At 45.2% G+C, this 21,764-nt stretch carries 21 protein-coding genes; 4 read left to right on the top strand and 17 right to left on the bottom strand.

All coding sequences use genetic code 11. The features are described 5' to 3' along the window. Positions 1 to 273: 273 nt before the first annotated feature. The 4 genes from HRU80_06025 to HRU80_06010 all read left to right on the top strand — a co-directional run bounded on the left by HRU80_06025 (position 274) and on the right by HRU80_06010 (position 4,675). Entirely contained in the window at positions 274 to 1,251 is a 978-nt protein-coding gene (locus HRU80_06025) for an NTP transferase domain-containing protein (protein QOJ28450.1), read from the top strand. 24 nt (positions 1,252 to 1,275) lie between these two features. Further along, positions 1,276 to 2,418, top strand: a complete 1,143-nt coding sequence (locus HRU80_06020) for a methionine adenosyltransferase (GenBank protein ID QOJ28449.1) — start codon at positions 1,276 to 1,278, stop codon at positions 2,416 to 2,418. Between the two features lie 24 nt (positions 2,419 to 2,442). Beyond that, a complete protein-coding gene (locus HRU80_06015) occupies positions 2,443 to 3,768 on the top strand; it encodes an adenosylhomocysteinase (protein QOJ28448.1) in 1,326 nt (441 codons plus the stop codon). A 448-nt stretch (positions 3,769 to 4,216) separates the two neighbouring features. After that, positions 4,217 to 4,675, top strand: a complete 459-nt coding sequence (locus tag HRU80_06010; GenBank protein QOJ28447.1) for an SRPBCC family protein — start codon at positions 4,217 to 4,219, stop codon at positions 4,673 to 4,675. 117 nt (positions 4,676 to 4,792) lie between these two features. On the opposite strand, the gene HRU80_06005 is transcribed toward HRU80_06010, so the two are convergent. From HRU80_06005 to HRU80_05925, 17 genes are all read right to left on the bottom strand, one after another. Beyond that, positions 4,793 to 5,902 carry a T9SS type A sorting domain-containing protein gene (locus tag HRU80_06005; GenBank protein QOJ28446.1) on the bottom strand — a complete coding sequence of 370 codons (1,110 nt, stop codon included), beginning with the start codon at positions 5,900 to 5,902 and terminating at the stop codon, positions 4,793 to 4,795. A 262-nt stretch (positions 5,903 to 6,164) separates the two neighbouring features. Then, positions 6,165 to 7,811, bottom strand: coding sequence for an apolipoprotein N-acyltransferase (gene lnt / locus HRU80_06000; protein QOJ28445.1), 1,647 nt, complete (start codon positions 7,809 to 7,811; stop codon positions 6,165 to 6,167). Continuing rightward, on the bottom strand, positions 7,804 to 8,439 hold the full coding sequence (locus HRU80_05995; GenBank protein ID QOJ28444.1) for a DedA family protein: 636 nt from the start codon (positions 8,437 to 8,439) through the stop codon (positions 7,804 to 7,806). The genes lnt and HRU80_05995 overlap by 8 nt, the downstream gene beginning before the upstream one ends. Next, positions 8,439 to 8,915, bottom strand: coding sequence for a 2-C-methyl-D-erythritol 2,4-cyclodiphosphate synthase (locus HRU80_05990; protein QOJ30475.1), 477 nt, complete (start codon positions 8,913 to 8,915; stop codon positions 8,439 to 8,441). The genes HRU80_05995 and HRU80_05990 overlap by 1 nt, the downstream gene beginning before the upstream one ends. A gap of 2 nt (positions 8,916 to 8,917) precedes the next feature. Beyond that, positions 8,918 to 9,190 (bottom strand): acylphosphatase, encoded by a 273-nt coding sequence (locus HRU80_05985; GenBank protein ID QOJ30474.1) that lies wholly within the window; start codon positions 9,188 to 9,190, stop codon positions 8,918 to 8,920. An 8-nt stretch (positions 9,191 to 9,198) separates the two neighbouring features. Beyond that, entirely contained in the window at positions 9,199 to 10,131 is a 933-nt protein-coding gene (locus HRU80_05980) for a DMT family transporter (protein QOJ28443.1), read from the bottom strand. Continuing rightward, positions 10,121 to 11,041, bottom strand: coding sequence for a GTPase Era (gene era, locus HRU80_05975; protein QOJ28442.1), 921 nt, complete (start codon positions 11,039 to 11,041; stop codon positions 10,121 to 10,123). The genes HRU80_05980 and era overlap by 11 nt, the downstream gene beginning before the upstream one ends. Before the next feature lie 2 nt (positions 11,042 to 11,043). Continuing rightward, entirely contained in the window at positions 11,044 to 11,733 is a 690-nt protein-coding gene (locus HRU80_05970) for a M48 family metallopeptidase (GenBank protein ID QOJ28441.1), read from the bottom strand. Between the two features lie 8 nt (positions 11,734 to 11,741). Next, positions 11,742 to 13,136, bottom strand: coding sequence for a cysteine--tRNA ligase (locus HRU80_05965; GenBank protein ID QOJ30473.1), 1,395 nt, complete (start codon positions 13,134 to 13,136; stop codon positions 11,742 to 11,744). Beyond that, positions 13,123 to 14,133 (bottom strand): RluA family pseudouridine synthase, encoded by a 1,011-nt coding sequence (locus HRU80_05960; GenBank protein ID QOJ28440.1) that lies wholly within the window; start codon positions 14,131 to 14,133, stop codon positions 13,123 to 13,125. The genes HRU80_05965 and HRU80_05960 overlap by 14 nt, the downstream gene beginning before the upstream one ends. Beyond that, a complete protein-coding gene (gene lspA, locus HRU80_05955; protein ID QOJ28439.1) occupies positions 14,096 to 14,899 on the bottom strand; it encodes a signal peptidase II in 804 nt (267 codons plus the stop codon). The genes HRU80_05960 and lspA overlap by 38 nt, the downstream gene beginning before the upstream one ends. Before the next feature lie 26 nt (positions 14,900 to 14,925). After that, positions 14,926 to 15,762: a conjugal transfer protein TraR gene (locus HRU80_05950; protein QOJ28438.1), complete on the bottom strand. Its 837-nt coding sequence runs from the start codon at positions 15,760 to 15,762 to the stop codon at positions 14,926 to 14,928. A 69-nt stretch (positions 15,763 to 15,831) separates the two neighbouring features. Then, positions 15,832 to 18,975, bottom strand: coding sequence for an isoleucine--tRNA ligase (locus tag HRU80_05945; GenBank protein ID QOJ28437.1), 3,144 nt, complete (start codon positions 18,973 to 18,975; stop codon positions 15,832 to 15,834). A gap of 16 nt (positions 18,976 to 18,991) precedes the next feature. Then, complete coding sequence (locus HRU80_05940; GenBank protein ID QOJ28436.1) at positions 18,992 to 19,603, bottom strand: hypothetical protein; 612 nt, start codon at positions 19,601 to 19,603, stop codon at positions 18,992 to 18,994. Further along, positions 19,603 to 20,424 (bottom strand): purine-nucleoside phosphorylase, encoded by an 822-nt coding sequence (locus tag HRU80_05935; protein QOJ28435.1) that lies wholly within the window; start codon positions 20,422 to 20,424, stop codon positions 19,603 to 19,605. Before HRU80_05935 ends, HRU80_05940 begins: the two co-directional genes overlap by 1 nt. Beyond that, on the bottom strand, positions 20,421 to 20,957 hold the full coding sequence (locus HRU80_05930) for a DivIVA domain-containing protein (GenBank protein ID QOJ28434.1): 537 nt from the start codon (positions 20,955 to 20,957) through the stop codon (positions 20,421 to 20,423). The genes HRU80_05935 and HRU80_05930 overlap by 4 nt, the downstream gene beginning before the upstream one ends. 6 nt (positions 20,958 to 20,963) lie before the next feature. Beyond that, positions 20,964 to 21,647, bottom strand: a complete 684-nt coding sequence (locus HRU80_05925; GenBank protein ID QOJ28433.1) for a YggS family pyridoxal phosphate-dependent enzyme — start codon at positions 21,645 to 21,647, stop codon at positions 20,964 to 20,966. Positions 21,648 to 21,764 lie beyond the last annotated feature (117 nt).

Raw genomic sequence — 21,764 nt, 5'->3', positions numbered from 1 at the left:
CAGCAGAAGATTATAGTTGGGGACAGTGGGGACACTCCTGGGATGGTGGCGTGAATGATAATTCAATATCTTTGGTTTGCTTAGTAGCCGGTATTTGAAAAGGAATTCCCGCTTACTTGCTTAAGACCTTTCCCGGCTCCGTGTACATTGTACATTGTTAATTGTACATACCTGAATTACTAATTACTCACTCCTAATTACTAATGAAAGCTGTCTTGTTCCTGACTGGGAATTTCGGTAAATTTGAGTTTTGTCTTTATTATAAAGGAGCGCATGCGGGCTATCATACCGGTTGCCGGAATCGGCAGCAGATTAAAGCCACATACCCATACCACGCCGAAGGTTCTCCTCAATGTAGGGGGTAAGCCGATACTTGGTCATATCCTTGACAAGCTGCTGGCTGAAGGAATAACCAGAGCAACCTTTATCTGGGGCCATCTGGGTGATATGATACAGGACTACGTGAGTAAAAACTACCCGCAGATAGATGCTGCATTCGTTGAGCAGAAAGTGCCTGAGGGGCTGGGGCATGCTATATATACAGCCGCTCCGACCTTTGATGATGAAGAGCTTTTTATCATCCTCGGCGATACCATCTTTGATGTGAATCTGGCGAATGTGTTCAGCTTAAAGACCAGCGCGCTTGGAGTTAAATCCGTTGAAGACCCCCGCCGCTTTGGTGTTGCCCTGATGAACAGCGGGAGGATTTATAAACTTGTTGAAAAACCTCAGGAGCCGGTTTCTAATCTTGCTCTTGTAGGACTTTATTACATTAAGAATCCTAAACTGCTGGCGGAGTGCCTGCACAATCTTATCGTCAACAATATCCGCACCCGGGGTGAGTTTCAGCTTACCGATGCACTGATGATGATGATTGACCGGGGTGAGCCGATGGGCGCTTTTGCCGTTGAAGGATGGTATGACTGCGGAAAGCCGGAAACTCTGCTTGAAACCAATCGCTTCTTGCTTTCACAGAATGAAAAACAATATGCACTGCCGGGGGTGGTCATCAATGAACCGGTTTATATATCCGAATCAGCCATGGTAACAAACTCGGTTATCGGACCTTATGTTTCTATCGGGGACGGAGTTACCATCTCCGATTCGATCGTAAAAAATTCCATCGTGGCGGACAATGCCGAGATCAGAAGTTCCATCCTTACGGACTCCCTGCTCGGCTCAAACAGTATTATTAAAGGGCGGTATCGCAAGCTGAATTCAGGCGATTCCACCGAGATAGATTTCAATTAATATATATAACAAAAAGGAAAACACATGTCATTTCTCTTCACCTCTGAGTCGGTCTCTGAAGGACATCCCGATAAAGTAAGTGATGCAATATCAGACGGCGTGCTTGATGCCATCCTGGCGCAGGATCCGGCAGCGCGCGTCGCATGCGAAACCTTCGTGACCACAGGCCTTGTAGTTGTGGGCGGTGAGGTTACAACCAAAGCATGGATTGATCTGCAGCAGATCGTACGCGATACCGTTAAAAAAATAGGCTACACAAAAGCTGAATATATGTTTGAAGCTGATTCCTGCGGTATTATCAATACCCTTCACACTCAGTCCCCCGATATCGCCATGGGCGTTGACACCGGCGGAGCAGGAGACCAGGGTATCATGTTCGGTTATGCATGCGATCAGACAAAAGAACTGATGCCGATGCCGATTACCTACGCACATCAGATCGTAAAAAAGCTTGCTGATGTACGCCGCATGAAAAACTCCCCCATGCCATACCTCCGTCCTGACTCAAAATCACAGGTGACCGTTGAGTATGATGATAATAAAAAGCCGGTCCGTGTTGATGCGGTTGTAGTATCAACCCAGCATGACCCTTCAGTAAAGCAGAAACAGATTAAAGCTGATGTGATCGAAAACATCATCAAGAAAGTAATCCCTGCCCGCCTGCTCGACAAAAAGACAAAATACTTTGTAAACCCGACCGGAAACTTCGTCATCGGCGGACCTCACGGAGACAGCGGCCTGACCGGAAGAAAAATCATTGTTGATACCTACGGCGGATGGGCTCCCCACGGCGGCGGTGCATTCTCAGGTAAAGACCCCTCAAAAGTGGACAGAAGCGCAACCTACGCAGCACGCCACGTTGCAAAGAACGTAGTAGCTGCCGGACTCGCAAAAGAGTGCCTGGTTCAGCTTGCTTATGCTATCGGAGTTGCACAGCCGGTTTCCATCTTTGTTGATACCAAAGGCACCGGAGTTATCCCCGATACTGAAATCGCTAAAATGATTGACAAAGAAGTTGATCTGACTCCGAAAGGAATTATCACCAGATTAAAGTTGAGAAGACCGATTTACCAGAAGACAGTTGCTTATGGACACTTCGGAAGAAACGATAAAGACTTCACCTGGGAACAACTTGACCTTGTTCCGGTGTTTAGAAAATATGCTTAATAACAACGAAAAAGAAGGACAGAAATGAGTTCAACACTCGATAAAGAAGTAACCTATCTGCCATATAAGGTGAAGGATATCTCCCTGGCAGAGTGGGGCCGCAAGGAAATCACTCTGGCAGAAGCTGAAATGCCCGGCCTGATGGCTCTGCGCGAAGAATACGGAAAGATTAAACCCCTTAAGGGCGCCCGCATTGCCGGATGCCTCCACATGACCATTCAGACAGCCGTCCTGATTGAGACCCTCATCGAGCTCGGCGCTGATGTAACCTGGTCATCATGCAACATTTTCTCAACTCAGGATCATGCCGCTGCCGCTCTGGCTGCAAAAGGCATTCCCGTTTATGCCTGGAAAGGTATGAACGCTGAAGAGTTTGACTGGTGCATTGAGCAGACCCTTTTCTTCGGGCCAGACCGCAAACCCCTGAACATGATTCTGGATGACGGCGGCGATCTGACCAATATGGTTCTGGACAAATATCCGGAACTGGTTGCAGGTATTAAAGGACTCAGCGAAGAAACCACCACCGGTGTTCACCGCCTGTATGAAAGAATGAAAAACGGCACCCTCCCGATGCCGGCATTCAATGTTAACGATTCCGTGACCAAGTCAAAGTTCGACAACAAATACGGCTGCCGCGAGTCACTGGTTGATGCTATCAGACGCGCTACCGACCTGATGCTTGCAGGCAAAGTCGCCGTTGTCTGCGGTTACGGTGATGTAGGCAAAGGTTCCGCTGACTCACTGCGTCATGCAGGTGTCCGCGTTATCGTTACCGAAATTGACCCCATCTGCGCTCTGCAGGCAGCAATGGAAGGTTATGAAGTAAAGAAACTTTCCACCGCTATTCCTGAATGCGACATCATTGTTACCGCTACCGGAAACTGTGATATCGTTACCGGAGAGCACTTCAAGGCAATGAAAGATAAAGCTGTTGTCTGCAACATCGGTCACTTTGACAATGAGATTGACATGGCATGGCTGAACGAGAACTACGGTAACACTAAAGATACCATCAAGCCGCAGGTTGATAAATACACCGTTGACGGCAAGGATATCATCGTGCTTGCTGAAGGCCGCCTGGTAAACCTTGGCTGCGCAATGGGGCATCCCTCATTCGTGATGAGCAACTCATTCACCAATCAGGTGCTTGCACAGCTTGAACTGTGGAAGAACCACGCTTCTTATGAGAATAAAGTATATACTCTTCCAAAGAAGCTGGATGAGCAGGTTGCACGCCTCCATCTGAAAAAGATCGGAGTTGAGCTCGAAGAGCTGAACCCCAAGCAGGCAGAATATATCGGAGTAACTGTTGACGGACCATACAAGCCGGAATACTACCGCTATTAATCTGACCCACTGATAATAGAATCAATGAAGCCGGAGCCGTAAAACGCTCCGGCTTTTTTGTTTGCATCGCGTCTTTGTGCTATTTTTTCGGGGGGAGACAGATTATCATCTGTCTGTTCGAATCAATCTTTTATCTGCGGTCATCTGCGAAATCTGCGGGAGATTTTCCCGGGGTTCGATCCGTATAAATCCGCGCTGAGAAGCATTCGTATAATCCGCATTCCATTTTGCGAGCTTAAAAATCATGGCGCTGGTGAGACAGATTGTCATTTGTCTGTACGAATTAAAGTGGATAAATTCATACTTCATAACTCAAAGACAGATTGTCATCTGTCTGTACGAAAACAAAATGAAACTTAGCGGACTTTGCGTTAAAAATCTCTTCTTCTGAAACCTTCTTCCGCATCAAAATGTTACATCGATAGCTATTACAATAATTAGAAACGCAATGAAAATTCACAAACTAAAATCAACTATCACTATTCCGGTTTCCCTTGAGGAAGCATGGGAGTTCTTCGCCACCCCGAGAAATCTTAACGAAGTAACCCCAAAACATCTAAATTTCAAGATACTATCAGAAGTACCTGATAAAATGTATCAGGGACTGATTATCGAGTATAAAGTCCACCCCGTACTCGGCATACCGCTTCACTGGGTAACCGAGATTACTCACATTGAGGACAGGAAATTCTTTGTTGATGAACAGCGCTTTGGGCCTTATGCATTCTGGCATCATCAGCACATTTTTAAACCGGTTGAAGGCGGTGTGGAAATGACTGACATTGTGCATTATAAGTTACCGCTCGGATTTATCGGCGACCTTTTCGGCGGCTGGTTTGTAAAGAAACAGGTTGAACAGATCTTCACTTACAGAACGCAGTACCTGAAAAACAAGTATCAATTTTGAAGTATGAAGTATGAATTGACTAAATTTAAGAACTCGCACAAAGCGCCAAGAGTTGGCACCCTATAAAACAAAAAACCCCGCTCTTATTGGCGGGGTTTTCTGTTTATATGAATAATATCACTTCATTAAAATCATCTTGCGGACATCGGTTTTGTCCGGTGTGACTAATTTATAGAAGTAGGTTCCGCTTGCCAGACCGCTTGCGTCAAAGGTTACTTCGTAAATTCTGCCTGCATCTGCCATACCGTTGAAGAGGGTTGCAACCTCAGCTCCGATTACGTTATATACCTTGACCTCTGCTCTGGTGTCCGTCTGGAAACCAAACTTAATGCTGGTTGACGGGTTAAACGGATTCGGAAAATTCTGCTCAAGCACATAGCCGTTAATAAGATTATCAACCGATACTTCAATTTCCTGGCTGTATTCAAACTGGCCATCTGTGTCAATCTGTTTCAGACGGTAGATATATTTGCCTGCGGTAACATTTGCATCAGTGAAGGAATAACTCTTTGGTGAGTTGCTGTTGCCGTTGCCTTCAACAAATCCAACCTTTGCAAACTGCACATTCTGGCTGCCGCTTACTGCCTTAGCACGTTCAACTTCAAATCCGTAGTTGTTCACTTCGGTTGCTGTATTCCAGTTGAGGTTAATTTTTCCGTTTACAACTTTGCCATTAAAGGAAGTGAGTTCAACGGGAAAAGCAGAGGTAGTGGTAAATGTAGCTTTATAGTTACTACCACTTGTACCATTATCATATTTTGTTTCATTTGGATTCGTTCCATAAACTTCAATATATACTTCGATTACGTAAGTAGCACTGGATTCCAAGCTCGAAATGTTAATCGATGTGCTAGTCAATTTTCCCCATTTCTGATCTGAACTATTTATATCCTGAATCCACCCCCCCCCAGTACTAGAGTAACTACCAGGAGTAGATCCTTGCTTATAAACTCTATATTTCATATCTACACCCGTTACATCGCTACCAAAATTTCTCCAAGTCTTGATATCCCAGTTAGCAATTGCTAAAGTTTGTGTATTTGATGTGAATGTACCAAGATTGGCTTCGTTAAATCCAGGATTGGCTACTCCACCATTCCACATACGATAAGCACTTACCGATCCGTCAAAGTTAATACTTATCCAACTACGGTCTAAGTCAAAAAGACCCCACTGGGGGTAAAGACTAGAGAATAAAGCAACAACTATAAATAAAAACTTCTTCATCCGAACCTCTCTGCGGAAAAAGTGTATATAAAATATGTTAAGTGTAAATCTGCGGAGAGTCTGTTTTCCCGGCCTGAACCTTGCCGGGGGAGAACCAGTTTACGGGTGATTCACCGCTATTTACATTTTCTTTTGAAAACTCTAAAACAGTAAAAAATGAACCCTTTTTTCTGTTTTAACTTAGCGAAACTACAAAGTTTTTGACTCGTAATCAAGAGGGGGTAGCCCGCTAAAAATGCTGTTTTTTTTCTTAAAATCCTTATTATTCCGCCTTCTTCCGGCTGAAAAAACTCATCAGAACCGCTGATATCGCAATAATCCAGAGCATCCAAGGGATAACTTCAGCGTATCGGTTGTAAATGGTGCCTCCTGCACCCAGTTCTGCGTCCACGACCAGGTAGTCACGTGTGTACATGGAAAGGGAAGCTTTCAGTTCACCTCTGCTGTTTATCAGGCAGCTTATTCCCCCGTTTGCGGCCCGGATCACCGGAAGGCGGTTTTCCACAGCGCGTAGTTTTGCAAAATCCCGGTGCTGATAGGGTCCGCTGGTATTGCCGTACCAGGAGTCATTAGTCACCACAGCTATGAGATTTGCACCCCTCTTCGAAAACTCAGCAGTATGCACCGGATAGACAGACTCATAGCAGATCAGGGGGGTGATTGATACTGAATCAGACAAAAGTTCTTTGCCTGATTCAGATTCCCGTGTTACTGTCAGAAGGGTGGTATCTATCCCCTCGTTCCAGCCGGAGATACCTACCCCCCACTTAATGAATTTTCCGATAATAGGAATTTTATCCGCCAGGGGTATTTTCTCGCCAAAGGGGACCAACTTCATCTTACCGTAACGCTGCACCGGTTTGCCTCCGGGCTGAATCAGAAACGCCGCGTTGTGCGTACGGTAGTAATAATCCATCTGTTCATTAAACTTCGAATGAGGCGGCGCGTTTTCTTTTCCGTAATAAACCAGGTCAGGCATACCGGTCAGAAGGGGTATTTGCGTCCGCTCAACATAATCATAAATCTTCTGTGCTTCAGCGGGATACGCACCGCTGAATATATAAGCCGGCAGTGCTGTCTCCGGCCAGACGAGCATCTCAGCCCCCCCCTGAATTGCCTGGTCGGACAGGGAGAAATAATCTTCCATAATAGCATCCAGATTATCACCAGCCCATTTATCATAGGGGTCTAAATCCGGCTGAATTAAACCGACCGAAAGTGTTTTTCCTGATGACTGAGGCAGAGGAAACGCAGAATAGAGAAGCGGAATAATAATCAGAACCCCCGTCGCCCAGGAGAAACGGTTGGCGTATCCTCCCCCTTCTCTGAATTTCTTTACGGCAAAGTAGAAAAATACGTTGATATACAGCACCAGCAGTCCGATGCCGGGAGAGCCGATAATATCCGCGATCTGAATAAAGGAATTAAAATTCGAGGCGGCGTGTCCGGCGCTTATCCAGGGAAAACTAAAATCCCCCCACATATAAAAAAGATCATTCACCGACCAGAATACCGGCAGAAGCAGAATTGCGGTTCTGCTGCCGAACCGCTTTCTCACGGGTATATAAAGCAGTGCCTGAAAAGAAAGATACATCGCGTTAAAAAAGAAAAGAACCACTCCCGATATCATCAGAAAATGATCCTTCATTTCGGTAAACGCTCCGACCCAGTAAACCAGTACAAACGATGCCGAGAGCATCATCAGATAAAATGATTTATAGATCTCCCTACCCTTTTCCTCCTTTTCAATGATGCTGAGGAAGGGATAGAGAAAAAAGAACAGAGTAAAGGGAAACGGCACCGGCGAAAATGCCAGTCCGAAAAGCGCGCCGGAAAGTACCAGCCGGATTCTTGCTTTCCGTTTTGACTTATCTTCCTTTCCAACGTTGATTACGTTGTTTTCAGTCATGGTTCGATTCCTCTCCTCCAGCCTTTTTATTCCGTTTATTGCGGATATAGTTCACCAGCCAGTAAGCAACTGCCCCGCCAAGCAGTACAAGGAAAATATTGGTATAGGTTGAGAAAAAGCTGTCAATCGCTTCGATATTATTACCAAGATAAAAGCCCATGGTGATAAGCATGGTATTCCAGAGAAACGCGCTGATAGTGGAATAGATTACCGTATTGCGCACCGGCAGTTCGCTCACTCCGGCAAAATATGCAATCACTGAGCGAAGCCCGGGGAAGAATCTGTTAAAAATAATCAGCCAGAAACCAAACCGCCTGAACCAGTTCTCCGCGCTGAGAAGCGACTCATTCGAAATAAAACGAAGCTTACCGGCCTGAATGATTTTTTTATCCGTCTGCACTCCGAGATAGTACAGAATAAGAAATCCCGTTTCACTTCCGAGTATCGTTATTATAAGCGCGGGGAGATAATCTATGCCTCCGGTGGCGATTATCGATCCGCAAAGAACAACAATCACATCACTCGGGGAAGGGGGAAAAAGATTCTCAATCAGCGGAAGCGCAAACAGGATTAGATAGATTGATGCCGGTGGAAGCTGCGAGACTGAAGTGAGAAGATACTCAAACATCAGAAGGCCTGTTCAAGGAGTGATACAGCATATACCGCAATCCCCTCACCCCGTCCAAGCGACCCCAGCTTTTCGTTGGTGGTTGCTTTCACCGATACACGGTCAGGCGTGCATTCCAGAATAGCGGCTATGGTTTCCCTCATCTGCTGTATATACGGAAGAAGCTTTGGCCGCTCGCATATAACCATAATATCGGTATTTATCAGCCGGTAGCCTTTTTCCTTAACCAGTTCATAGACATGGCTGAGGAGTCTTTTGCTGTCGATGCCCCGGTACCGTTCATCCGTATTCGGAAAGTGGAGTCCTATATCTCCGAGCGCGAGAGCGCCGAGCAGGGAGTCACACAAAGCATGAAGCAGTGCATCCGCATCCGAGTGACCGTCAAGCCCGAATTCAGATGGAATTTGCACACCGCCGAGGAAGAGTTTTCTTCCCGCTGCCGTGCGGTGTATATCAAATCCGTTGCCAATACGTATATTCAAAACGTTACCTCAAACTTCGTAAAATTTTTCAGTTCTTCCATTTTCTCCACCGTCATTTTCCGTACATGTGCTACCCTTGGCCCGCGTTTAACCTGCTGAAGAAACTCCTGCATTGTCTGCTCCGTTCCTTCTGCCTCGATATAAACATCACCGCTGTTCAGGTTTTTTACAAATCCTTTAATGTTATAACGCTCTGCATTGGTTCTCACAAAATAGCGGAAACCAACACCCTGAACAAGCCCCTCAACCAGAACCGTATATCCTACAATATTTTTCATCAGTCTGAGCTCTCCTTCCGGCCTGCAACTTCAGTAAAAATGATTCCGCCTACAATCAGCGCTCCGCCGATCACACCCAGCATACCGGGGACTTCAGACAAAAAGAAGTACGCAAAAATAGCAGCAAAAATTGGTTCAAATGAAAATATAATGCCCGCTTTGGTCGGAGTAACCGCCCTTTGGAATCTTGTCTGGAGCAGCGTGGTAATAATCGTTGCAAAAATAGCTGTATAAAGTACCGCGCCGATAACGCCGTTATTAAGTGTAAGTTCCGCGGTTTCAATCCCGCTGAAATCAAGAACGAATGCTGAGAAGACTGCCAGCACAAAGGTTACCAGTATCTGGAAAAATGTAAGGAAACGGTAATCGTGCCGGGCGCTGATCATATCAAGATAGACTATATATAAGGCATAAAACACCGCGCAGAGGAACGTCAGGAAATCACCAAACGTAAAGTTGCTGCCGAGTTCAGTAAATACCGACAGTGGAGACTCCCCGGCTGAAGATAAAAATGCAATTCCGGTAAAGACCACAATGATGCCTATGATGTTTACCAATGTAGGCATTCTTTTCTCTATGATTACCTGAAATATTGGCGTAAGCACAACAAAGGTTCCAGTGATAAATGCTGATTTAGTAGCCGTGGTATCTTTGAGTCCGATAGTCTGTGTTATAAAACCGGCAAAAAGCAAAAATCCGAGAACTGCTCCTTCAGTAAAGTTGTGCCTCTTCAGATTGGTGAATGATGACCTGAAAATAGAGAAGAGAATAACCGATGCCAGGGCAAAGCGCATTGAGACAAACACCATGGGAGAAACATCATCCAGTACACTCTTGATCATGGAAAATGTTCCGCCCCAGAGTAGCGCGGTCAGCAGAAGGAAAAACTCTGCCTTTAACTGAGGTGTTTTCTGCTGCTGATCAGGGTTCATAACCCATCTGCCTTAAAAGATACTCATCTGAACGCCAGTTTTCGCGCACCTTCACACGCAGTTCAAGATATACCGGCTTGCCATGGAACGCTTCAATATCAGCACGTGAAAGCTCTCCCAGTTTTTTAATCAGGAGTCCCTGCTTGCCTATCAGAATCGGTTTCTGGCTCTCCTTTTCAACAAAAATTACGGCTGATATATAATCTTTCCCCTCAGCCCGCTCTTTGAACTCCTCAATGCCAACTTCGCAGCTATAGGGAACTTCTTCCTTATAAAGCTCAAAAATCTTTTCACGGATAATTTCCGACACAAAGAACCGCTCGGTTTCTTCGGCAATCCGGTCATCATCAAAATACTTCGGGTGTTCCGGGAGGTAGTGAAGAATTTTCTCAAGCACCAGTTCAAGCCCGACTTTTTCAAGCGCTGAAACCGGAATAATTTCATCAAACCTATAGTTCTCCTCCGCAAAACGGATTCCATCCTGTATAATCTCAGGTGTAACCAGATCGGTTTTATTCAGCAGCAGAATTTTTTTCTTTTTTCTGCTCCGCTCAAGAATACCGCTAAAGTTTTCTTCAAAAAGCCGCTTTGCGGATTTAACACCCTGCGCGTCAAAGATGAAAAGAAGTATATCAGCATCCGAAACAGAATACTCTATGAAGCGGCTCATCCTCTCCTGAAGCAGATATTTGGGATCAAGAATACCGGGTGTATCAAGAAATATGATCTGATACATCTCCTCGCTCAGAATACCTGCAATTTTCTTCCGGGTAGTCTGGGGTTTTTTGCTCGTGATGGAAAGCTTCTGTCCCAGCAGAGCATTCATCAGAGTTGATTTTCCGGCATTCGGGAGCCCCACTATGGCAGCGTAACCGGCTTTATGTTTGGGCTGATCCTGTATATCAGACATGATTAATTCACTTTCGCGTAAAATTTTAACTGACGCCGCAGTTTCCGGTAATCGGGAACATACTTGCGCACTTCATTCCAGAATCTTTCAGAATGATCCATAAACCGCAGATGGCAGAGTTCATGGAATATCACATAATCTATAATGTTTTCGGGACATTTCATCAGGTTCACATTGAGTGAAATTCTTTTTGAAGATGAACAGCTTCCCCACCGCGATTTTTGTTTTCTCAGGGTAAACCGCTCTACTTCAAAACCATTTTTTGAGGCAAGTTCCTCAGCCCTCTGAAGGAGATAACGCTCAGCGCGGTATCGGATAAATCCGTTATACACCGACTGCACGCTCATCCGTGATGCCGCCGGACTTTTAATAAGAAACTGTTCTCCCTTCAGTCGGATCTCATGATCAGTGATGTCTTCTGAAAAAGAGCGCAGCACCGAAAGTTTTTTTCCGAGGTAATAATACTCATCAGCATCGCTTTTCAGAAGCTTTTTTCTGGCACGCACCCACTCCTTATTCTTTTCCAGCAGTTTCAGACCGTCTTCCGGACGGGCCTTGCCGGGGAGAATCAGTTCCAGTTCCCCTGCCGGAGTGATTCTCAGCGATATATACTTCGCCCTTGTGCTGCGGCGTATTCTGCAGGGGAGTTCCCTGCCGTCAAGTTCAAAGTGCGTAATATGCTGAGTGCTCATTTTCTGTTTCAGAGTTTACGGAAGGTGGTGCCTTCTTTAGAATCTCTGATCTCTATGCCAATCTCTTTTAACCGGTCACGGATGACATCGGAAAGCCGGTAGTTTTTTTCCTTTTTCAGATCGCTGCGTATCTCAAGCAGCAGACGGATAACATCATCCTCTCTGCCGGAGTTTCCAGTTTCCCTGGCAGCAAAAAGACCGAGAACACCGCCTGCAGTTTCATCAAAAAATTTAAGCACTTCTGCCGCTGAAACTTTTGAAAGCTTTTCTTCTTTGTCCAGATGACGGTTTACATCCCGGATGAAATCAAACAGTAATGCAACAGCATTAGGCGTATTAAAATTATCATCCATCGCTTCATTAAACTTTGCGCGGTATTCATCCACCGGGAATACTGACCCGTTTTCCGGAGCCGTCTGTATGTACGAAGCAAGTGAGTCTTTCAGATTCTGCATCTTTTCACTTCCCTTTGCCGCGGCTTCCAGTGCTTCCTGAGTGAAGTTGAGCTGCACGGAAAAGTGTGTCTGAGCAAAAAAGAGCCGGATTGCTGCGGCCGGATACTTTTCCAGGATTTCACGAACGGTAAAGAAGTTGCCAAGCGACTTGGACATTTTTGTATTATCAATATTCAGAAAACCAAAGTGAATCCAGTAATTCGCGAAGGTTTTTCCAAAGCATGCCTCGCTCTGCGCGATTTCATTTTCATGATGAGGGAAAATGAGGTCACTTCCCCCTGCGTGTATATCAAACGTTTCGCCAAGATGCTTCGAGCTCATTGCCGAGCACTCAATATGCCAGCCGGGACGTCCATTTCCCCAGGGACTTTCCCAGAAGGGCTCTCCCGGTTTTGCACTCTTCCATAGTGAAAAATCCAGCGGGTGCTTTTTTATTTCATTCACTTCAACACGGGATCCGGCTTCAAGTTCATCTATGTTTTTGCCGCTGAGTTTCCCGTAGCCGTTAAACCTGGATATATCATAAAACACATCACCCTTTACATTATAAGCAACTCCCTTTTCTTCAAGCCTTTTTATAATATCAATAATCTCCTTCATGTGCTCGGTAGCTTTAGGATGCACAGTCGCGGGTTTTACTCCCAGTTTTGCCAGGTCTTCAAAAAATGCCTGAGTATATTTAGCCGCAATGACGGCTGATTCCACACCTTCGGCATTGGCTTTTTTGATAATCTTATCATCAACATCAGTTACATTCATGATAAAAGTAACTTTATAACCGCGATATTCAAGGTAGCGGCGGATGAAATCAGCATTGATAAAGGAACGTCCGTTGCCTATGTGAAAATAATCATATACAGTCGGGCCGCAAACATAAAACTTCACTTCTCCGCCGGTTATCGGGCGAAACTCTTCTTTTTTTCTGGTAAGGGTATTATATATCTGTATCATAGTCTTCTTTATAGGTTGATGATATTTCATCCAGCAAGTATTGCATATCTTTAGGCAGTCTGGAGTCAAATATCAGGTGTTCTTTGGTAACCGGATGCACAAAGCCAAGCGTTTTAGCATGCAGCGCCTGCCTCTGAACCACATCAAGGAGGTTGGCAACCCGCTGCTTTATTTTTGGCAGCTGCGATCCGTATATAACAGCCCGGCCCCCGTAAAAAGCATCACCGAAGACGGGATGGCCTATATGCGCCATATGGACGCGTATCTGATGGGTACGTCCGGTTTTTAATTTCAGTTTAACCAGTGATGCAAACTCAAACCGCTGCAGAACTTCATAATGAGTAATAGCCCGTTTCCCCTCATCTACGGATGCTGTAAATTTTTTCCTGTCCTTTTTGCTGCGGCATATATAGGTATCAATTGTTCCGGAATCAGCATCGGGGAGTCCCCACACAATCGCCTGATACTCACGGTCAATGGTATGGCGGCTGAACTGTGATGCAAGATGGGAATGGGTGTAATTATCCTTTGCCACAATCACAAGTCCGCTGGTATCTTTGTCAATCCGGTGAACAATTCCGGGTCTACCCGGAGTGTTGGCAGCACTGAGCTTCTGAGTGTGGTGCAGCAGAGCGTGCACCAGAGTTCCGCTGTAATTCCCCAGTGAGGGATGCACCGCCATGCCCGGCCCTTTGTTTACAATAATAATATATTCATCTTCAAATACTACCTCGATGGGTATATCTTCAGGTTCGGGAAATTCAGGGCGGGGAGATACCGGAATACTGACTTCAATATAGTCTCGCGGAGCTACTTTATAATTGGACTTAATAACCTTTGCGTTAACGGTTACATAGCCCGCTTCAATCAGTTTCTGAATCCTGGTACGTGTTGCGTTCTCAATGGAGTTGGCAAGAAAAAGATCAATTCTTTCTTTTTTCTTTCCGTCAGGGAGGTTAAATCTGAATATCTTTTCTGTTATCAGATTCGCCATTTTGCGGCTTCACAACTTGTATATTGTCAGAGGTGGTCGGTATCTCTACTTCACCGCGGCCTTCGCGGTCGGGATTTCCGTAGTTTATACCCGGGTTTGTTTCCTTTAAATCTTCCGGAATTTCTCCGTCATAATAAGCGTCTTCAGGTGCAGGTTCATCAGCAACAGCGGATGCTCTGGCGTCTTCAGCGCGGATTTTTTCAGCTTCTTCCCGGAGTTCAAGTTCTTCCTGATGCTGCTTGTAAAATATCAACAGGATAAATACTCCTACTGATACTGCAGCATCCGCGATATTGAATATCGGGAAGCGGTCATAGGTCTGTCCGAAGAGCGTTACATCAAAAAAATTAAAATTGAAGAAATCCACAACTTTGCCATAGAGTAATGGTGCATACCCATAGAACACTCCATAAAAACAGCGGTCTATAAGATTACCGATCGCTCCGCCAAGGATAAGAGCCAGAGCAATTCTCATGCTCAGACTCTGTTTCCTTACTGAGTAAAGATAGAAAAACAGACCGATGCTGGCAACAACCGAGAAGATGGATAACCATGGTTTGGCTGTTGAGTTCAGATCAATGCCGAATGCCATTCCCGGATTTTCAACAAAGGTAAGCATGAAGAAGTTACCCAGAACGGGTATGGACTGCCCATGATACATACCAAAGTATTCAAAATCAAGAAACGGTATTCTGAATCCTTTAACTGCTAATTTGGCTGCCTGGTCAATAAAAACCGTGGCTAATGTCAGATATAATACACGCAAACGCTGAAGTACCCTTTATACCGTTCTTATCTTCTGGTTTTTTCCTGCAGTTTCTTTATTTCAACGCAGAGTTTGCTGTGAGGCACTGCCTCCAGCCGCTGTTTTGAAATAAGAGGACAGGTCGGGCAAAGATGTTTTGGCTCATCAATACACTCAATACATACGCCGTAGGTTCCGGCATCAATTCTTTCGAGTGCATCATCCAGATAGGTTAAGAACTTTGTCTCGCGCTGTATATATAAATACGTTTTCTCCCGCTCCATGGCATCGGTACCCTGCTCCGCCATGTGGAGTGAATAGGGGGAATTCTCATTTATATATTCACCGGTTGTAGGGTCTTTCATCTGTTCCTGCAGATTCTGAATCTGGCGTACAATCTCAGCCCGTTTATCAAGTATCAAAGCTCTGAAATACTCCAGATCTTCTTTTTCATACTTTTTGGTGAGCACGATCGGGCGTTTGGGAGGAACTTCAGATTTTACCGGTTCCGGTGCCTTTGGGGCTTCTGCCGCGGTTTCCGTTTTCTTCGCCGATTTTTTTGTTTCTTTCGGCTCAGCGGTTTTCTTAGAAGCTCTTGCGGCTTTTGGCTTTTCAGTCTCATCCGCAGTTTTCTTCTTTGTTTCCTTTGTTTCTTTTTTTGTCTCTTTCATTGCTGTTTTTGAACCTTTTGCTTTTTCAGCCATGGCATGTACCGCAGACTTCTTCTTCGGGACGGTTTCCTCCGCAATTTTTTTCAACTTCGGTGTTTTCGCAGCGGATTTCGCTGATTTAGCCGCCGATGATTTTTTTACCTCAGTCTTTTCGGGACTTTTAGCTGCTTTGGATTTTACTGTCTCTTTGGAGGAAGCTGCTTTTTTAGCCATGTCAAACTCCGTTTATTTATTATGAATGAATAAACCGGCGGATGCAGTTATGCTGCAGCCGCCTCTGTATTAAATTCTGTGTATTTCTATTTCAGTATTTAGTTTATCAATCACCCATGACTGGCGGTATCCGCCGTTAGCTTCAGCGCTTTGCAGCACTTCAGCGGCAAGGGTTTCAGATGCAATATTTTCCTTAAACTGCTCAACAGCTTTCACCAGCTGTTCGTCGGCAGTATATATAATGCGGATGCGGTCGGTTACTTCAAAACCGGCATCCTTTCTCATATTCTGAACGCGGTTTACAAACTCGCGTGAAAGTCCTTCAGCGATAAGTTCTTCAGTCAGTTCCGTGTCAAGAGCAACGGTTACACCGTTATCCGACTCAACTGACCATCCTTTAATATCCGAACTGATAATCTCAACATCAGCCGGAGTGACCGTAATGGCAGCACCATTCAGGAGAATCTCTATACTTTCTCCTTTGTCAAGTTTTGCAACCTGATCAGCAGGAAGTTCCTTAATCATACCTGCAACCTGATTTACCTGTTTGCCGAATTTAGGTCCGATTGCCTTAAAGTTCGGCTTCGCGGATTTGCTTACAATACCTGAATCATCTGAAAGAATCTGAAGTTCTTTGATATTCAGTTCTTCCAGCACCACCTCTTCCATGGTGCGCAGAGCGTCTGCCTTTGAAGGATCAACGGCAACCATCAGTTTCCTGAGTGGCTGGCGTATCTTTAAATTCAGTTTTGCTCTCATACCCCGGGTCATGGAGACCACCTGCTGTGCTGTTTCCATTTTTTCTTCGAGCGCGAGATCAAAATACTCCGGCTGCTCAAACAATGCCAGGTGAACCGATTCATACTTTTCATGCTTTGTAATGCTGTTTAAACTCTGATATATATCCTCAGCGATAAACGGCGTAATCGGCGCGATCAGTTTGGTTATTCTTTCCAGAACCTCATACAGCGTCTGATACGCGGCAAGCTTATTCTGGTTCATTTCCGATTTCCAGAACCTGCGGCGCGAACGGCGAACATACCAGTTTGAAACCTGATCTATAGTAAAGTTCGAGACAAGTCGTGCTGCCTTGGTGATATCATACTCATCCATCAGCCGCAGATATTCAGCGGTTACCGTGTTGAGCTTGGAAATTATCCAACGGTCAGTTTCCGGACGCTGTTCGTACGGAATCAGTTCTTCCGCAAAGGTAAACTTATCAATATTTGCATACATTGCAAAGAAAGAATAGGTATTCATCAGTGTTCCGAAGAACTTCCGCTGGTTTTCCGCAAGGTCCTCTTCATTAAACAGTGTTGGTTTCCATGGCGGACTGTTTATAATCAGATACCAGCGTGTAGCATCAGCACCGTATTTGTCAAACAGCATAAAGGGATCAACCGTGTTTCCCTTCGATTTGGACATTTTGCGTCCGTCCTTATCCAGTATCAGATCATTTACCAGAACATTGCGGTACGCAACCTTGTCAAACAGCATGGTTGAGATTGCATGGAGGGTATAGAACCATCCGCGGGTCTGGTCAATTCCTTCGGATATATAATCCGCCGGGAAGTTGGCTTCAAACCATTCCTTATTCTCGAACGGATAGTGGTACTGAGCAAAGGGCATTGCTCCCGAATCATACCATACATCAATCAGTTCAGGAGTTCTTTTATAAATCTTACCGTTCTTTTCAAAGAAAACTTTGTCTATAAACGGTTTGTGAAGATCAATCTCCTGAACTTCACTGACCGGAATCTTCTTATCGCCTTCATATATAAAACCCTGTTTCAGTTCTTCTATACTTCCGACAGCGAACATATCTCCGTCTTCACTCAGCCATATCGGCAGCGGTGTTGCCCAGAAACGGTCGCGGGAAAGAGCCCAGTCCTTGTTTTCCCCCAGCCAGTTGCCGAATCTTCCGCTTCCGGTTTCAGGAGGATACCAGTTAATTGTAGCATTCAGTTCAACCATCCGGTCAGCAACCGAAGTGGTTCTTATAAACCATGATTCCCTGGCGTAATAGAGAACCGGCACATCATCAAACCGCCAGCTGAAGGGGTATGAGTGTTCAATGGTTTCTTTCTTATAGAGCTTTCCTTCGGCTTTCATCTTCTTCAGGATGCCGCTATCTGCGTCCTTAAAAAACACTCCTTCAAAATCAGGCACTTCATGATTAAACGTTCCGTTCGAACGTACCGGCTGCATCATCGGCAGGCCGTATTTCTTAGAGATTTCATAGTCATCGGCGCCGAATGCCGGTGCGATGTGAACTATACCGGTACCGTCTTCAGTGCTTACAAAATCACCCAGAACAATATAAAACGCCTTCTTCTGAGCGGGTATATACGGCAGGAGCTGCTCGTATTCCTTATGCTCCATTGAAGCCCCTTTGAACTCTTCAAGTATTTCATACTCTCCGTCAAGTACAGAAAGACGGGCTTTTGCGAGGATGATTTTCTTTTCCTTGTGAAGGACTTTTACATAATCAACATTTGAACCGAATGCCAGCGCGACATTTGAAATAAGCGTCCAGGGAGTAGTCGTCCAGACAAGGATATAGTCTTCACTCTCCTTCATTCTGAAGAGTGCATAGACTGAGGGGTCCTTGGTCATTTTGTAACCAAGCGCCAGTTCATGAGAGGAAAGAACGGTCTCAGAACGGGGGCACTGCGGAACAATCTTATAATCTTTATATATCAGTCCCTTTTCAAAGAGGGTCTTCAGCGACCACCAGACCGATTCAATATACTCATTGGTGCAGGTAATATATGCATCATCCAGGTTGATCCAGTAACCCATCCGTTCGGTCATCTTTTCCCATAAATCCTTATAGGTGAAAACCGATTCCCGGCAGGCAGCGTTATATTTATCCACTCCAAAAGCAGGGATCTGATCCTTGCTCTTTATGCCGAGGGTTTTTTCAACTTCTATTTCAACGGGAAGGCCGTGTGTATCCCAACCTGCTTTTCTGTGCACCTGAAATCCGCGCAGCGTTTTATAACGGCAGATAATATCCTTCAGTGAGCGTGCCATTACATGATGAATACCCGGCTTGCCGTTTGCTGTGGGAGGGCCTTCATAAAATGTATATGACTTTTCTTCGCTTCTTTCAGTAATGCTCTTCTCGAAGATGTTATGTTTCTTCCAGAATTCGCTTATCTGCTGTTCAATCTGAGGATACGATATTTTTTCAGGGTTATGCTTAAACATAGAGGGACAGGGACCTTTAACTATTACCTTCGTATTTTTTGATTAATTCTTTTTCAATCTGAATGAACTCTCTGAGTTCTTTTTCAATCCGTTCTTTTTTCAGCTCGGCGCTTTTAGCAATCAGTTCAGCTTCAGCTGTTATTTTCATTGCCTTAATTTCTGCATCCTTAATAATCAGCTCTGATTCTTTCTTCACATCCTTAATAGTCGCTTCATATACTTTCAGTTTTTCACGCGTAATGCGCAGATCCTGCTCCATACGCAGAACCTCAGCCACACTCATTCCAAAAAAACCCATTGAGCCGAGGAACACATTGCGCAGACTGAACAGAATGATATTTTCACTCATCAGACTGCCTGATGTAAAATACTCACTAAACCAGATAATCAGAATGTTGCTTGCAACGGTAGTCGCAACAATCAGCCCGAAAAGCAGTTTGCCGCCCCGCTGCCAGGTAAATGTTTTATCAATGAACCAGCCGGCAACAAAACAGAATACTGACATCACAAACCAGATCGCAAAGTTGTTTTCTCCCATGCGGAATATATCCGTATCCATGAAGTTCGAAAAGAACATCAGGAGAGAAAGGGCAACAGGGGCTGCGTACGATGCCAGTTTATTATCCATCAGAGTCTCTTTATTACTTCTTTCATAATCAGAGTCATTTTGGGTTCAGCGCTCATCGCGGCTGCAATTACGTCTTCAAGATGAACCGGCTGCAGCGATTCAGGAAAGCACTCATCAGTAATGATACTCAGGCCAAGAACTTTAATACCCGAGTGATTCGCCACAATATTTTCCGGCACTGTTGACATTCCTACCACATCCGCTCCTATTGTCCTCAGGAAACGGTATTCAGCTCTTGTCTCAAGATTTGGTCCCGGGACTGCAACATAGACACCCTTGTGGAGTTTAATTTTGTTTTCAAGCGCGACTTCCTCCGCAAGTGCGATAAGCTTCTGAGAATAGGGTTCGCTCATATCCGGGAAACGGGGACCAAACTCATCTTCATTGGGTCCAATAAGCGGATTATCACCAAGAAGATTAATATGATCATTCATGAGCATGATATCCCCTCTGCGGTAAAGAGGATTCATACCGCCGCAGGCGTTTGAGACTAAAAGATTCTCAACGCCGAGACGCTTCATGACCCTTACCGGAAAAGTAATTTGCTGCATGGAATATCCCTCATAATAATGGAATCTTCCCTGCATCGCAACTACATTACGGCTGCGAATTTTACCGAGAATCAGTTTACCTTTGTGAGATTCAACGGTAGAAAGAGGAAAATGAGGAAGTTCAGCATAATCAATCTCATGCTCAACGGTAATTTCTTTTACCAGTCCGCCAAGGCCGGTGCCCAGAATGATTCCGACGGGAAAAGACTCCTGACTGCGCTTTCTGATCACCTCGAGGGTGTCAGCCAATTTCTGTGAAAGGGGCTTCATAACAGTTTATCGAGTAAATCATCAATATTAATTTCTATCTGGCGGGTCTGTGAAGTTTTCTTTTCGGTTTTTACTTCTTCTCCCGCTTTTTCAACCTTCAAATCAAGCAGATTAGCCTGCGAGGAAACGATGGCCTTTAGCCGCGAAACTATCAGATCACGCTCCTCACGGAGGTGAATAATGGAATTCCGGATTTCATTTGCCGTTTCCCTTGCCCGCTCAACCATCTGATTAGCTTTTATCTCAGCTTCCTTCATAATCAGGGATGCCTGTTTCCGGGTTGATTCCAGAGCCCGCTGTGAGTTTTCCTGCACTCGGACAACAGTTTCCTGGAGACTTTTCTCCATTTTCCGGTATTCGGCTAATTTTTGCAGAGCATCGTTAAGCTGCCCCTTAAGCCGCTCGTTTTCGGTGAGAATCTCATCAAGTTCCTCAGCCAGACCATTCAGGTAGCCCTTCACTTCCTCGGGGTCATACCCGCGCAGAGTTTTATTAAACTCCTGCTGCCTGATATTTGATGGTGTTGTTCTCATGATCCTTTATTTATAATTTCTGGCTCCGAAGAGCGCGGTACCGATCCGGATAATGGTGGCACCTTCTTCAATTGCAATTTCAAAATCCTGCGTCATCCCCATCGAAAGTTCAACCAGCCGGAAACCGTCCTGATTGAGTTTCTCAGTCATTCCCCTCAGTCCGGCAAATGCCATTCTGATCGCATCCTCATCAGCGGTATTGGGACCAATGGTCATCAGTCCGCGCAAATCGAGTGAACTCATTCCGGCTATCTTCCGGGCTAATTCACTGACTTCCTGAAAGGTGTGAAGCCCTATTTTGGACTCCTCGCCGCTGGTATTCACCTCTATCAGAATTTTCTGAACGATGCCCGACCTGGACGCCACTTTATTAATTTCTTCCGCCAGCGATACAGAATCCACAGAGTGGATCAGTTCAACCTTGCCGGCAACATATTTCACTTTATTGCTCTGCAGGTGGCCTATCAGATGCCACTCGATATCTGCGGGGAGCTGAGGGTGTTTATCCCGGAACTCCTGAGGTTTATTTTCACCGAACACTCTCAGACCGGCATCATATGCCTCCTGAAGAACCGGAACAGGGAACATTTTTGAAACCCCGACCAGTTTAACCGACTCCGGATTCCTTCCCGATTTCCGGCAGGCATCTGCAATTTCAGCCCGTAAACGGACTAAATTTTCCTGTATCATATTTAAATAGAACCGTGAATGTATGTGTTAACGGCTTAATAAACAATAAAAAAAGCAATGCGAAAGATACGAAAAAAGGGGGGTATTTTAGGGGAAAAAGAGCCGTTTAGGGGGTAA

Source organism: Ignavibacteriales bacterium (assembly GCA_015709675.1).
In the GTDB taxonomy this organism is placed as follows: domain Bacteria; phylum Bacteroidota; class Ignavibacteria; order Ignavibacteriales; family Ignavibacteriaceae; genus H2-BAC3.
Note: the sequence above shows the minus strand (reverse complement) of the source record. Positions and strands in the feature narration are given on the sequence as shown.